The 14,066-nt window shown below is 43.9% G+C and carries 13 protein-coding genes; 4 read left to right on the forward strand and 9 right to left on the reverse strand.

Features of this window, described 5'->3' with window-relative positions:
* Window positions 1-165: 165 nt before the first annotated feature.
* The 6 genes from gerQ to MKY14_RS07410 all read right to left on the reverse strand — a co-directional run bounded on the left by gerQ (window position 166) and on the right by MKY14_RS07410 (window position 5,747).
* On the reverse strand, window positions 166-630 hold the full coding sequence (gene gerQ, locus MKY14_RS07385; protein WP_036687556.1) for a spore coat protein GerQ: 465 nt from the start codon (window positions 628-630) through the stop codon (window positions 166-168).
* Between the two features lie 144 nt (window positions 631-774).
* Window positions 775-1,206, reverse strand: a complete 432-nt coding sequence (locus tag MKY14_RS07390) for a cell wall hydrolase (RefSeq protein WP_076126705.1) — start codon at window positions 1,204-1,206, stop codon at window positions 775-777.
* Window positions 1,207-2,057: 851 nt separating this feature from the next.
* Complete coding sequence (locus tag MKY14_RS07395) at window positions 2,058-2,450, reverse strand: DUF2500 domain-containing protein (RefSeq protein WP_036687780.1); 393 nt, start codon at window positions 2,448-2,450, stop codon at window positions 2,058-2,060.
* A 194-nt stretch (window positions 2,451-2,644) separates the two neighbouring features.
* On the reverse strand, window positions 2,645-2,821 hold the full coding sequence (locus tag MKY14_RS07400) for a hypothetical protein (protein ID WP_169744776.1): 177 nt from the start codon (window positions 2,819-2,821) through the stop codon (window positions 2,645-2,647).
* A 223-nt stretch (window positions 2,822-3,044) separates the two neighbouring features.
* A complete protein-coding gene (locus MKY14_RS07405) occupies window positions 3,045-4,334 on the reverse strand; it encodes a VPS10 domain-containing protein (RefSeq protein WP_081386226.1) in 1,290 nt (429 codons plus the stop codon).
* Window positions 4,335-4,364: 30 nt separating this feature from the next.
* Window positions 4,365-5,747: an amino acid permease gene (locus tag MKY14_RS07410; RefSeq protein ID WP_076302576.1), complete on the reverse strand. Its 1,383-nt coding sequence runs from the start codon at window positions 5,745-5,747 to the stop codon at window positions 4,365-4,367.
* 172 nt (window positions 5,748-5,919) lie between these two features.
* On the opposite strand from MKY14_RS07410, the gene MKY14_RS07415 reads away from it, so the two are divergent.
* Entirely contained in the window at window positions 5,920-6,843 is a 924-nt protein-coding gene (locus MKY14_RS07415) for an L-lactate dehydrogenase (protein ID WP_036687562.1), read from the forward strand.
* Window positions 6,844-7,034: 191 nt separating this feature from the next.
* Here MKY14_RS07415 and MKY14_RS07420 read toward each other — a convergent pair whose 3' ends face one another.
* From MKY14_RS07420 to MKY14_RS07430, 3 genes are all read right to left on the reverse strand, one after another.
* Window positions 7,035-8,006, reverse strand: a complete 972-nt coding sequence (locus tag MKY14_RS07420) for a glycoside hydrolase family 113 (protein ID WP_254848918.1) — start codon at window positions 8,004-8,006, stop codon at window positions 7,035-7,037.
* Between the two features lie 112 nt (window positions 8,007-8,118).
* Window positions 8,119-9,024, reverse strand: coding sequence for a tyrosine-type recombinase/integrase (locus MKY14_RS07425; protein ID WP_312149448.1), 906 nt, complete (start codon window positions 9,022-9,024; stop codon window positions 8,119-8,121).
* A gap of 28 nt (window positions 9,025-9,052) precedes the next feature.
* The gene (locus MKY14_RS07430) at window positions 9,053-9,955 is read right to left on the reverse strand and encodes a LysR family transcriptional regulator (protein ID WP_340976129.1); all 903 of its coding nucleotides are present in this window, start codon (window positions 9,953-9,955) and stop codon (window positions 9,053-9,055) included.
* Between the two features lie 128 nt (window positions 9,956-10,083).
* On the opposite strand from MKY14_RS07430, the gene MKY14_RS07435 reads away from it, so the two are divergent.
* The 3 genes from MKY14_RS07435 (at window position 10,084) to MKY14_RS07445 (ending at window position 14,063) form a co-directional block, all read left to right on the forward strand.
* Window positions 10,084-11,406: an APC family permease gene (locus MKY14_RS07435; RefSeq protein ID WP_076184385.1), complete on the forward strand. Its 1,323-nt coding sequence runs from the start codon at window positions 10,084-10,086 to the stop codon at window positions 11,404-11,406.
* A gap of 198 nt (window positions 11,407-11,604) precedes the next feature.
* A complete protein-coding gene (locus MKY14_RS07440) occupies window positions 11,605-12,561 on the forward strand; it encodes an alpha/beta hydrolase (protein WP_340976131.1) in 957 nt (318 codons plus the stop codon).
* A gap of 188 nt (window positions 12,562-12,749) precedes the next feature.
* On the forward strand, window positions 12,750-14,063 hold the full coding sequence (locus MKY14_RS07445) for an outer membrane protein assembly factor BamB family protein (RefSeq protein WP_340976133.1): 1,314 nt from the start codon (window positions 12,750-12,752) through the stop codon (window positions 14,061-14,063).
* The last annotated feature ends 3 nt before the right edge of the window (window positions 14,064-14,066 follow it).

Below are 14,066 nucleotides of genomic sequence, written 5' to 3' on the forward strand. Positions count from 1 at the left end.
TATATACTTTATTATATTAATATATTGGGGCAAACCGCAAGCATGCGTGTCCTTTTGAAAAAAAATGGGCGATGATTATCAAGATTGTTCCATAAATTCATCACAAATAAAAAGAACTCCTAACCGTTTGGCGTTGGAGTTCTTCTCATCGAAGATGGGTTAAATTTAGCGACAATTTCTCATCGTTGGAGGATTGCCAATTACACCTGGGTATTGGTAAGTAAGGGGCTCATCGAAGGTAGCATAATCAAAATAAATCATAAGTAAGACGGTGCGTTGGCCAGTCGCAGGGTCACTGATAATAATGTGGTCACGGCCTGCCGCTTCCAGCACACCCTTGTAAACTTTGGCATTCCAGTCTTTATTGTTCTCATAAGTAAAATAAAACGTACCTACTTTTCCTAAATTCAGGCGGAAAATATTCTCAATGTAGGATTGTTCGAACGTTTGTGGTGGATTTTGAACTACTACTCCCCCTGGAGTCATTGGACTGCCACTGCTTACTTGGGGTGGCATGCTGCCCATGCCTTGCATTCCTGATGACATCGGCATTCCGGAAGACATTGGCATACCTGAAGAAGAGACACTACCGATGGTATAAGTTACGGGGCGGTAAGGTTGAACGATCATTTACTGAAACCTCCTAAATGTTTATCAGAGCATGAGCTCCTTTGGACACTAATGAAACTTACATTTGGACACAATTGAAATCACACTAACTTTCTGTGAGAATTACTCATTTTATTGAGTAATTCTCTTTGCACAGTTACCATGCTAATTGCCGATAAATACAGTCGGGCAATCTTCTCCGGTCGGAGTAAAGAAGCAATGGGCTTTAAAGCGGCCTGTGTTTTGTTGGTTATACCAGGTTGCAGGACAATCACCTGCGGGTCTGAAGAACCACAAAGCATTGGTAGCTGGCCAGGTTCTTTCACCAGCAATTACACGTTTGGCTAGACGGATATCTGCTTCTCTGGCTCGCTGGTAGAAGTATCCCTTCTGCGGCGCTTCGAAACCTCCAGGACTTTGATAGACCATATCATTCACATTCCGAATGTTATTAAAGTCCAAGCAATTGCCAAGAATCCGGTTGACGCCAACATTGCCGACCATGAGCATGCCGAGATCTCCATCTTCCTCAGCTTCCGCTCTCATCAACCGCGCCAGCACCTTCACATCTTCCGAGTTCGTTTTGATGACGGCCACGCTGTCTCCTCCTTGGGGTCACTTCTTGTAGCAACCTCGTTCTTAACTGCATGCTGTATAGTATGTGCATTCGCCTAAGAGGTGACAGTTCCCGCCTATTTTTTAGAGTAGGGATCTTTCCTTTTAACTACTCAGCAAATCCCCATTATCTACAGTCTAAGCTGCGTATGTCCATATGCTGCATATGTCCGCGCTAAAGCGTCAGAGTCGGGGTCGGTGGCAGCATCAGAGTTGACGTCGGAGTTAGCTCAGTGCCAGCATCAGAGTCGACGTCGATGTTAGCGTCGAATCGGTGTCGATGTTAGCAACAATTATCAACGTCAGCTTCGATGTTCTTGTTAACGACAGCTTTAGCATCAGAGTCCACGTCGGTGGTAGCGTCGAATCGGTGCTGGAATCGGTGTCTGTGTTAGTCACAATGTCCACGTTAGATCGATTTTCTTGTTAGCAACTGCGTCAACGTCAGCACCCGCTCAGAAGGCGCTATCGGACACAGCTGACCTTATTCGCGATATTAATCCACTTTTCGGATTCTAACGGACCCCAAAGCCCCTATTGGCCCGCAAAGCACCGATTATAAACCTCTTTCTAATGAATAGCTGCATTGGAGTCCGAAACTAGGCTCAAAAGACTGTGAATTTGCAAATAACGTCATCTGGGTCCGCAAGGTGCGAGGGTAATGAAGATCTGACACTTAATAGATGATCGCACCTACAGTGAGCTTTGAGAACTACGAGGTCAGTGAGCTTTGAGAGCTACAGGATCAATGAGCTTGAATGGTACATAACCAAAACGCAAAACAGCGATCCACCATGAGCATGAGGATCGCTGTTTTGATTTAATACAAATGACTACTCCGCAGTTGAGTATTGTGGCTGTCGTTGGAATCCATGATATCTGGTTCCTTGATAAGTAAGCATTCCTCTATCGCCTTCTGCACTCAAGCCATATTCATGGCCATCTACTTTAAATTCCATGCGACTACCACCCTCCAGCTCGTACGTTAAATAGTAAGTTGTACTTGTACGAGTTGAGCCATTCTCTTCCTGAAGCTGCTGCTGTCGTACTTCAGTCCGTTTGCTAACGATATGCGCAGGGATTGTTAGTATGGGGGAGCCATTGTTCCTGCCCCATTGAAGCAAGCCCCTGCCTGCTGATATAGCAAGAATACCAATCATAACAACGATAAAGATCGGCATCACCGTTCCGGCAAAATCAAACATCCATGAAAGATCCGGGCCCATTCCCATGACAGTTTCCCCCTTCTTCCTCTTGTAATTCAGCCTAATTGCTGCGTTCTGAGTACTTCTGTACATGTATATGCCTCATCTAGTCCAGAAAGCATTAAATAAGTGAGACTAGATGCAAAAAAGACCACTTCGTTTTCTTAGAAATCAAGAATTCGAGTGGTCTCTATACAGAGTTTTCAGTTATTAAATTAAGCATGAACTAGGTCTAGCAATTTCTTAGTTTCGTCCGTCTGATCGTCTAACATTCCATTCTCAGCCCAGCAAGCTCTGCATTGTTCTTCAGTTTCACAAAGATGAGCGTCATCACAGTTGTAGCAAAGTTGCAAAAGGTTTCTTGTCATATAATCTGTTTCGAATGTTTTCATTGTAATCTCTCCTATTCGATGTCTGAGTTTGTGAAAATTTGAACTTGTTTTCTATGTGTTAAATATATCACAGGATTCTTTAAATGTCATGTGATTTTTTTCACATTTATAAAGAAAATTTTAAATAAGTTTTTTCCTTATATTCAATCATTCACAAACAACAATAACCCCCCACTCTTCTAACAACAAAAGAACCTACCATCAGGCAGGTTCTTATTCCTTATTACATTACGCGCCAGCTGATACCACCATTCGTAGTCTGTAACAGTATCGAGCGCTTGTCCTCTTTTTTCTCAATCAAAAGCCACCCCACCTCAGTGGAAAAAAACTGCAGCTTTACAATCTCCGGATATTCCAAAAGCTTAGATCGCAGTACACTGCTCTCTTTAAGAGGTAACCAGGTCGCTCCTTGATCAATCGTATGGTAAAGGGTGTCGCCGAGTATGGTCCAACCGATCTGTGAATTCAAAAAAGTCGGAGCAATTAGACGATTAACACCAGCTTGTGCGTTCAATCCAAAGGAAGCGAATTTCCAATTAGCACCGCCGTTAGCTGTAAAATATCCATGGTAAGTGATCGTTTTTTCTTTATCCTTTTGACAGCCAACAGACATCCAACCAGTAGACTTAGTAGCATCGAAGAACTCCGGTTTGCCAGTAATTACTCGGTCACAATCTTCTAAACGTTCGTTAACTAGAAAAGCTGGCCCGAGGCTCCAGCTCTTACCGCCATCTTTTGTCATAAAGATTTTGGGAAGAGCACCTGTCTGTAGTGTCACAAATCCATGTGTACTATTGCGAAAAATCATTCCAGTGGTGACCCCGGCAAACGGTATCGAATCATTTGGGAAATTCGGATTGTATTGCTCATTCTGCATCACTTCTTCCCAAGTGGCCCCACCGTCTGTCGTTGAAAAAAGTGCCTTGTTCTCTTTATTGGAAGAAGCGTTCCATGAGGTCATCAGCCAACCCTTTCTGGGTGAGTTGAAATATACAGAGGATACTGTATTCACATCTCCTAAAGATGAGATTTTCCAGCTTTGGCCACCATCTGTGGTTCGCAGCACAATCGTTTCTGTCGAGCCAAAAGCACTTCTTATAATCCAACCATGAGATGGATCCGTGAAGAAAATCCCCTTCCCATACACAGGATTGGAGAGGAACTGCACATTTGGTGCTGGTGAAATATTAGCCCAAGTTGCTCCGTTATCCCGGGTCAAGTACAACCGGAGTTCGTTTTTGGTAACCCCCCAGGCCAGACCCTCACTTTCACTAAGCAGCTGAAAATCTGTAAGACGAGTCTGAATTTGATATTTCGGAGCGCTATCATTGTCAATATGATTGGCGTCTGGAGTAATCAGGGTTATCGTCTGACCTTCTTCAGGTGCCTCTGTCGGCTGGGGCTGCTGAGTAGGTTCCGGGGGAGGAGATGAACAAGCCGTGACCACCCACGCTAACAAAATCAGCATCAATATTAATCTTATTCCCTTCAATCCAGCAATCTTAGATGCCAATAACCTCTCTCCTCTCGGATGGATTGAATCTTATTTATGATTCAAATTACTATTACGATAGCCATATAGTGCATAGATTAGAAGTCCAACAACTGTCCAAATTAGAAAACCAATCCAAGTCTCACTTCCTAGATTATACATCAAAATACCACAAGTTGCCGCACTTAACAGCGGAATGAAAGGTACCCAAGGAACTCTGAACCCTCTTTTTAAATCCGGATGAATATATCTAAGCGCGATTACCCCTAAAGACACTACAAAAAAGGCAAACAATGTTCCTATGCTTGTCAGATTTGCCAACCGGTCCAGTGGGATGAAACCCGTTAACACAGCTATTAAGATACCTACCATCCATGTGCTTCGTACAGGTACCTGTGTTTTAGCATTAATCTTAGATAAACTTATGGGCAGTAGACCATCACGTGAGATGGCAAATAACAGCCGAGTTTGACCGAATAACATCACGAGCAGTACCGTAGTCATTCCCGCAATGGCTCCAACAGAGATCAGACCGGCAATCATATCCTGATTTACAAAGCGAAGCGCATAAGATACAGGATCACTAACATTGAGATCAGTATATGGAACAATACCCGTTAATACGAGTGAGACAAGAACGTACAAGACCGTACAGATAGCAAGGGATGAAATAATTCCAATCGGCAAATCGCGTTGGGGTCTTTTCACCTCTTCAGCAGCGGTTGCTAGCGCATCAAAACCTATGTAGGCAAAAAACACTGTGGCCGCGCCATTGATCACGCCATGGTACCCAAAAGGGAGAAACGGAGTCCAGTTCTCTGGCTTCACATAGAAAAATCCTGTTACGATAAATAGAAGCACCACTGCTATTTTGATAAAAACCATGATTGCGTTAAAGCGTGCCGTTTCTTTGGTTCCCCGAGTCAGTAAATAGGAAATTAACAAAATGATGATTACTGCAGGCAGATTTATTATTGTACCCGCTTGTGCATTATAAGCCCCCGATAGTGCGGTTGGAAGATGTATCCCAAAGCCCTCTAATAACCCCTGAAAATACCCTGACCAACCGCTGCTTACAGCCGCTGCGGCAACTCCGTATTCCAAGACAAGATCCCAGCCTAAGATCCAAGCTAATAGTTCTCCAAAGGCTACATAACTATAAGCATAAGCACTCCCGGAAACAGGAATGGTCGAAGCAAATTCCGAATAACATAATGCCGAGAGCACACAGGCAAACGCCGCTAGTAAAAAAGAAATTATAAGACCAGGACCTGCATGTTCTGCTGCGGCAACTCCTGTCATTACAAAAATACCTGTGCCGATAATGGCTCCTACCCCAAGCATTGTTAGATCCAGGGCACCCAACGTCTTGTTTAACTGCGTCCCCTCAGAACTTGTGGGTATGTGTAGAGCCTTTTTACGAAATAAATCCATCCTTACATTCTCTCCTGTCTAGTCTTGCTAAGATAATGAAATAAAAATCACATTTTAGTATGGCCTTAATTAGGGTAATGCATTAAATAAGATCAGCTTGAAAACACTACCGTTAACGATTATGATGGACAAGATTGAAACCAAAAATTTGAAATATTAAGGAGATGGAGACATGGCCCCCCCAAAACCCAATCGGGTCGTAGTTATCGGTACTGGAGCAGTTGGTACAACTACAGCCTATACATTATTGTTACGTAGACGTATGCCCGAACTCGTACTTATTGACGTTAATCATCAGAAAGCACTTGGCGAAGCACTGGATATGAATCACGGCATGCCTTTTGTCGGTGGTGTGAAGTTATGGGCTGGTACTTATGAAGACTGCCGTGAAGCAGATATCATTATAGTCACTGCCGGTGCATCACAAAAACCGGGAGAAACCCGGATTGATCTGCTTCGTAAAAATATTTCGATTTTTAAAGATATCATTGAAAAAATTACAAAGTATAACCAACATGCCATTCTACTTATTGCAACTAACCCTGTAGATATTCTGTCTTACGCGACTTTGAAAATAAGTGGGTTTGACCGCAGACGTGTAATTGGTTCTGGTACGGTACTTGATAGTGCTCGTTTTCGTTATTTGATCGGTCTTCACAAAGAAATCGATCCTCGCAGTATTCACGGACAGATCATCGGTGAACATGGAGATTCAGAGCTTCCGGTTTGGAGTCTTGCGAATGTAGCTGGGATTGATCTTGGTTTTGACGAAGCAGAACGCGAAGAAATCTTCCAAGATACCAAGAATGCAGCCTATGAAATTATTGATGCCAAAGGCTCAACCTCTTATGCAATAGCTCTTGCACTGGACCGAATTGTAGTCTCCATTCTTCATAATGAAGGCGCCGTGTTGAATGTTTCTACTTTATTAAACAACTATAACGGGGTTTCGGATGTCTATCTCGGTGCACCTTGCGTAGTAGATCGCTCGGGTGTTCGGCAGGTACTGGACCTCCCACTCAATGAAACCGAACAGGCTTTATTCCAGAAATCCGCTGAGAAGCTAAAAGCAGAAATAGCTAAGCTAGAATTGTAAGCGTATATGGCTGGAAACAGCCTTTTTTGACTACAAAAGACACAAGAAACCGTCCTTTTTATATGTGGAGCGTTGCCTCCACTATGAAAAGGACGGTTTTTAATATAACACGAATTAACTTAGCCTGCCAATGACAAAAAGATCCTATAGCAGATCAGGCTCACCTGAAATTCCGGATCTTTTTTATCAATTTATTTAGTGATAGGTTGCTTGTAATATTCTTTGAGAACTTGTTCGGCTTTTTTGCCATAAATATCAAAACCACGGTCAATGGAAGCCTCTTCCAAGGCATATAATTTCGTGCTCCAGTCCCACCAGAAGTAACCGGCAAACCAAGGTTCATTCCAGAATGCTTCCAGCGCTGACCGATAGAAGTTGGCTTGTTCATCTTCTGAATACGGTAAGTCTGTATATGTAAAGTCCCATGGCATGGTGGCACATCCATGCGCACTTCGGCATCCAATCTCGATGAATACGAGAGGCTTGCCAAATCGCTCAGAAAGTGACTTAAGCCGCGGTTTCTGCCGCTCCCAACCTGCCAGCATATTCTCATAAGAATCTCCCGGCACGGAAGCTACCGGATAATAAGCGCTGGTTCCGATAAAATCCACCTCATCCAGCCACTCGATTCCTTCTTCTTTGCCATGATTGGCATTATAAATGATCGGCCCTGTATAAAGATTGGTGACCTCTTGAATCAATTGTCTCCATTCCGCAGTTCTAGACTCTGTGCCTACCATTTCGCAGCCGATACAGAACATCTCACATTCAAGCTCTTCCGCCAACTCTGCATAGTGTTTAATGAAATTTGTATAAGAACGGAACCATGCTGCCCAATAAATCTCTCCCTCTTCCGGAAATCCAATCCTAGCTCTCCAAATGCCATCCCTCGAATTCACAACCGGTTTAAGACAAACTTTAAGACCAAGCTGTTTTGCCAGTTGTACCGCATGTGCGAGATCACGATCTGTCACCGTGTAACCGTAATCATAATGAATTTCTGTTGAATGCACTGTGTCTTGCCATGTCCAAAAAGATAAGGCGATCCATTCACTTCCTGTCTCCGCCAGCTTTCTCATCGAATCTTCTGCATATTCTGTACGGTATTCACCTCGTTTTGATCCCCAGCCATAAGTCATCCCTTTTAGAAATACATCCTTCACGATTAGGACCTCCTATAAAAAACTCTTAATAACTGTTAGAATAAATCAATACCGTTATAATAACAAGTTATTTTTTGTTATCGATTTTCTAAGGAGGTTTCTTTCTTTTCTATCACAGCTGGATTTGCAATTTAGACATAGCCTCTTCCTTCTCACGACTGGTAATATGTGTGTATACGGTTGTAGTCTGGATCGAGGAGTGACCAAGCAGTTCCTGTACAGTGCGCAGATCTGCCCCTTTTCTCAGCAGCATGGTTGCAAAGGAATGTCGGAGCTTATGACTTGAATACGGACGTCGCTGTGCTGCTGGCACATCCCTTTGGAAACGATCAAAGGTATCTGCTGCAATTTGCTGAATGCCGCGGATCGACAACCTGCGTCCTTTTTGTGAAATGAACATCGCTTCCTCTTTACTGCGCCAAGGATTTAACCTTTCTGCTAACGCAGAGTCGAGAAAAGGCACTACATCCTCGGGAACCGGCACATTACGCCATTTACGCCCCTTCCCAAACACACGGAGGGAATGTCTTTCTACATTATAATCACTCAAATTCAGCGTGTGGACTTCCCCCACCCGAAGCCCCATATAGGACATCAACAAAAAAACTGCTAAATTGCGCTTTTTGTATTTACCATCTATAGAAGATAAAAACCGACCCAGATCACTTTCATCTAAGTAGACCGGCTCACGATTGATCTCCGTTTTGGATTTCTTAATCCCGGCTGCCGGGTTGTTCTGAAGTAATTCCAGCTCGATCAATGCCTTGAAAAAACAGTTAATCGCAGCATGCTTCCGGTTACGGGTCGCATCACTCACTCCACGTTCGCGGACAGAGGTCAAAAAAGAAATGACATGCAGCTTCTTCACCGTCTCAAGCTTTTTACCATTCAGGCTGTCTAAAAATTGTTTCACATCTACTAAATAGGATTTTTGCGTATAGGGAGTGTACCCGGCATCCTTCATCCAGATGAGAAAGGCCTCCAGCCCTTCTTCGTAGTCTTCACACCACTCATTCATGCCTTAGAGCCTCCTTGTTAACGTTGATCTATATTAGACTTCTCCATTGCTCAGCATGTTTTTGTATCGCAAGTAAGAACTCCGTCAGTACGGGCGATTTCCATTTCTTATGATGATAGGCGATCTGCGTCGCCACACGCTGTGATTCATCATTCCAATTCAACCTGGCAAGTTTTCCTTCGGAGAGTTCATTTTTTACAGTAATTAATGGAAGAAAGGCAATGCCAAGATCAGCCATCACACATTGCTTTATCGCCTCGATGCTCCAAAACTCTAACGTGGGGTCAGGAAATACACCGTAACTGTTCAAATGCCGTTCAAATAAAGTCCGGTAGGAACAGCCCGTTTCAGTATGAAGTATGGTCACTCCTTTTAAATGAAGGGGTTCTACCTCAGCAAGGTTTAATAAGGGATGATCTGGCGCTGCGATCAGCGTCATTGGCTCATGTACTAATGTTTCTATATTTAAATCTTTATCTTCCGTCTCAGGTTGCAACAAGAACGCTAAATCCAGTTCACCCGAACGCACAAAATCTGATAGTTCCCAGCAAGCTCCAGGCTTCAGAAGAATTTGCACCTTCGGATATTTAGCGCGAAACTCCTTAATAATACCTGGTAAGCGAAAAGCAGCTAGAGATTCAGGAGCCCCAATCCGTAAAGAACCCGTAAGCTCACTATCCGAGCGTAACGCGTCCTCTGCTAAAGTGTGCATTCTGGATATTTCTTGAGCGAACGGGAGCAACCGACGCCCTGCGTCGGTTAGGATAATCTTTTTACTGATCCGATCAAATAATGGCTGGCCAATTTCAGACTCTAGTGCTTGGATTTGTGCAGTAATACTGGACTGTGCATAATCAAGCTTCTGTGCTGCTCTAGTAAAACCGCCCGTCTCCACTACCACTAAAAAGGTAAAAAGATGACGTGACTCCATGAATTTCCCCCTAAATGAAAATGAACCATCGGAATATCGAATGGATACTATTCAAAAATTCTGTTTTTCCAATGGATCTATTATCTGCTACTCTAGAACAAAAGACAAGGAAAGCAGGATAAAAAAACATGAAGGAATCCGGTTCAAACACTTTACAAAAAAACATTGGCATGCCTCAGGCTATCGCCCTTTACATCGGGGCTGTGTTGGGTTCTGGGGTCTTAATTGTTCCTGGTTTAGCTGCAGAAATGGCGGGTCCCGCTTCATTACTGGCGTGGGGATTTATGTCGTTGCTGATTTTGCCGATGGCCTTATCAATGGGTCTGCTCTCTGCTAAATTCCCTAACGCTGGAGGCGTGTCCCATTTTGTAACGCTTGCTTTTGGTCCAAAAGCTGGCTCACTGGTAGGATGGTTCTTTCTGATGTCCGTTCCGATTGGCGCACCTGTTGCTGCACTGACTGGAGCTGGTTATATGACCGCCGCTATGGGCTGGGACGAATCTGCAAGAATTACTATTGCCGCTATTATGTTGGTCATTGGCCTGATTACGAACTGGATTGGTATGCAGGTAGCTGGAAAGGTACAAATAGCGGTAGTTATAGCGATTGTTGCTGTGCTGGTCTTCTCCTTTGCTACTGCACTGCCCCGTATGGAAGTCGAACACTTCACTCCCTTTATCCCACATGGATGGATGAGCATTGGCCAGGCTGCTGCAATCTTATTCTGGTGTTTTATTGGCTGGGAGGCTGTCTCACACCTATCTGAGGAGTTCAAGGACCCACAGCGTGCCGCCGTTAAAGGAGTAACTATCGCCGCTATTATAGTAGGGATTCTATATTTTCTCTCCGCACTAGCAACTGTTGGTACACAAAGCTACCTCAAAGGTGGATCAAGCACTTCACTCGTCTGGATTATTAGTCAGCCTCTTGGGCGCTGGGGAGGATTTATTGCCGGACTTACCGGTCTGTTCATCTGTACAGCCACAATTATTGCCTATGCAGGAGCTGCCTCACGTGTGGCTTATGCTTTATCCCGCCAAGGCTCTGCGCCGAAATGGATGGGTAAAATATCCAAACAGTATCATACCCCTATCGGTGGCATAGCTTTTCTTCTGCTCTGTTTTGTATCGGTGATGACGCTGTATGGCAGCGGGTCCCTCTCCATCACCACTCTGATCCAGTTTCCGAATGCTACTTTTATCCTGACTTATATCGGAGGTTGTGCTGCAGGAATACGTCTGCTCAAAGGAAGTCGCTTAGGTGTGACGATAAGCTGGATTTCTTTTTTAGCAACAGCTGCTGTGTTTCCTTTTACGGGCTGGGCGATAGGCTATCCGCTACTCATTACTTTGGTATTCGTTTGGATTATCCGTAATAAGCGTAAACAGAGGATACGTGTCACTGAAGAGATTGGTCCTGAAATGCATAAGGAACAACAAAAGGTGTTGTAAGGCTCTAACTGCGTTTGAACTTCTCCTTAAGGAATAGTTGTACTGGTGTCCGAAACCGTGCTCAATAGGCGATAAATGTGCAAATAGCGTCAAATCTCTAACTAGTCCTAAACGGGCATTCGTTTCAGCAGCTGCTTAGATGGTTATGGAATGAAGAGGGTATACTAGACTATGACCAGTCAAAGGAGACGATAAATCATGCCAAACAAAACTAAGATTATTCTTGAGCCAGCTGCTCAAAAATTTGCCGATGATAATGCGAAACCTCCCTTTCTACCTGACCTTGGGCCAGAAAAAGGCCGTGAAACGGTAGATAGCGTACAATCCAGTGAGATATATAAACCTGAAGTTGATATTGAAGATCTAATGGTGCCAGGTGGACCTAACGGTGATGTTTTCATAAGAATCGTTCGTCCCCCAAGCTCCTCATCAGCGTCGCTGCCTGTTATCCTGTACATTCATGGCGCAGGCTGGGTGTTTGGGAATGCTCATACCCATGATCGCCTGATCCGTGAACTAGCTGTCGGAGCGGAGGCCGCAATTGTTTTCCCAAATTACAGCCTCTCCCCAGAAGCTAAATATCCTACAGCTATTGAAGAAATCTATGCAGTACTCCAGTGGACAGCTGAAAAAGGAAGCGAGCACGGATTAGATACTAGCAAGCTTTCTATAGCCGGAGACAGTGTTGGTGGGAATATGGCCGCTGCTATTACTCTAATGGCTAAAGAACGGAGTGGGCCGAAGATAGCGAAACAACTATTATTCTATCCGGTAACGGATGCCTCGTTTGATACTGAATCCTATCATGAATTCGCCGAAGGCTATTTCTTGCAGCGGGACGGCATGAAATGGTTCTGGGATCAATATACTACTGACCCTGAGGAACGTAATCAAATCACGGCCTCCCCTCTTCGTGCTAGCCTAGAACAGCTGCGGGATTTACCAGATGCACTGGTCATTACTGGTGAAGCAGATGTGCTACGGGATGAGGGTGAAGCTTATGCCGCCAAATTGCGGGAAGCTGGCGTGAATGTTACGGCTGTCCGCTTCCAAGGCATCATTCATGATTTTGTCATGCTGAATCCTTTAGCCGAGACTCATGCTAAAAAAGGAGCTATCAAGTTAGCGACAACATGGCTTCGTGAAGGTTTCTAAACAAATCAACTGTTGACATATTCTTTTACTAGGCGAATTGGTTCACACAGAATTCTTGTGCGAAACTGATTCGCTTTTTATTGTTAACATAATATTTATTATGTTAACAAGTGTATTTTTACAATTGAGAAACAAATATCCATTCTCTGCGTCAATATATTATAAATGATGTATAAGGAGCTAAAATCGTGAAATATGTACCGTTTATCCTAAAGACCGTTATATCTTCCTCCTTGCTCGTATCTGGAGCTGGTATATATTTGTCTAGTGCTCAAGCAGCAGTAACAACCTCTGCCTCCTCTTCAACAACCGTCGACTCTATCACCACAATTAAACCCTTATGGCACGACAAGGCAGATGGTCAAGGAATTTATAGCCAACTGGCTCCTATTGCAAATGGATTATTCTATTATTCATCAGGCGGGACACTAAAGGCCGCCGATCTCACTACAGGCAAAGTTAAATGGTCCTACAAAAACGGAACAAATCCTGAGATTATAACGAATAACTCGGTTTTCTTTATCACTTATGAGGGTTATCTTGTAAAAGTTAATGCTCAAACGGGGAAATTGCTTTGGAAGGTTAAGGCTGCCAAAGATCCGATTGAGATCGGTGCTTTCGCGGAGTTAGTTAACGGAGTGTTGTACTTCCGGAACGAGCATGGTGGAATTGCAGCTTATCATCCGGTCACTGGTAAAAAGATCTGGGAGAATAAAGACATCCCTATGTATGTAGGAAGTATCGACGGTCTTTATAACGGGGTATTGGTAGTATCCAGTACCGTTGATAATAGACGCACACAGTTTTTCGGACTCGATCCGGCTACAGGCAAGAAGTTATGGAGAATTCAGGGATTTTATAGCTTTGTTGCTTACCGGGATGGTGAATTATTACTCCGCGAACAAGCCAATGCTGCAAATGATGCCTCTAATGTGCCTCTTAAAGGCTATCAGTTGACCCTGGTACATGTTGATGTTAAAACTGGAAAAGCGAAGACCAATAAGAACTATAAACCGCTCGAAGATGTCAGTAGACTCGGTAATTATTTCACATCACTTCAAGGCTCGTATCTATATACAGTCGATGGAGGTTTAGACCAATGGGGTGGTCATCCACTATACCGCTTTACCTTAGGTCAAGAAACAACGAGTGAACCCAAAAGTTATCAGGAGTACGGAAATTGGGTGGCTGGACCAGTAAATAACATGGCTTTTTTCCAAAAGGGTGCACAGATCACTGGCGTTCAAATGAACGATAATCGCATTATAAGCTTCAACGGACCGGACAGTCCAGCGCTTAGTGTTCAATTGATCGGTAAGGGGATTTACACTGGCTATGAGAATGGCTACTTCTATATCATAAATGCAGAAACAGGCAAAGCGCTTGGCAAAGTAAAGACCGGAGCACAACAATACGGCACACTATTTAGTGCGAATGGTATTCTCTACATCCAGACGGAGCATGATATATTCGCGATTTCCCTGCCAAAAGAATTAAAATAGTTG

Origin of the sequence: Paenibacillus sp. FSL R5-0887 (assembly GCF_038002305.1) — a bacterium.
In the GTDB taxonomy this organism is placed as follows: Bacteria; Bacillota; Bacilli; order Paenibacillales; family Paenibacillaceae; genus Paenibacillus_AQ; species Paenibacillus_AQ odorifer.

Bases quoted from the DNA above. Each gene is read 5' to 3' on its own strand.
- gerQ (WP_036687556.1), bottom strand. From the start codon at position 630: ATGATCGTTCAACCTTACCGCCCCGTAACTTATACCATCGGTAGTGTC.
- MKY14_RS07430 (WP_340976129.1), bottom strand. From the start codon at position 9,955: ATGGAGTCACGTCATCTTTTTACCTTTTTAGTGGTAGTGGAGACGGGC.
- MKY14_RS07435 (WP_076184385.1), top strand. From the start codon at position 10,084: ATGAAGGAATCCGGTTCAAACACTTTACAAAAAAACATTGGCATGCCT.
- MKY14_RS07415 (WP_036687562.1), top strand. From the start codon at position 5,920: ATGGCCCCCCCAAAACCCAATCGGGTCGTAGTTATCGGTACTGGAGCA.
- MKY14_RS07410 (WP_076302576.1), bottom strand. From the start codon at position 5,747: ATGGATTTATTTCGTAAAAAGGCTCTACACATACCCACAAGTTCTGAG.
- MKY14_RS07400 (WP_169744776.1), bottom strand. From the start codon at position 2,821: ATGAAAACATTCGAAACAGATTATATGACAAGAAACCTTTTGCAACTT.
- MKY14_RS07425 (WP_312149448.1), bottom strand. From the start codon at position 9,024: ATGAATGAGTGGTGTGAAGACTACGAAGAAGGGCTGGAGGCCTTTCTC.
- MKY14_RS07395 (WP_036687780.1), bottom strand. From the start codon at position 2,450: ATGGGCCCGGATCTTTCATGGATGTTTGATTTTGCCGGAACGGTGATG.
- MKY14_RS07440 (WP_340976131.1), top strand. From the start codon at position 11,605: ATGCCAAACAAAACTAAGATTATTCTTGAGCCAGCTGCTCAAAAATTT.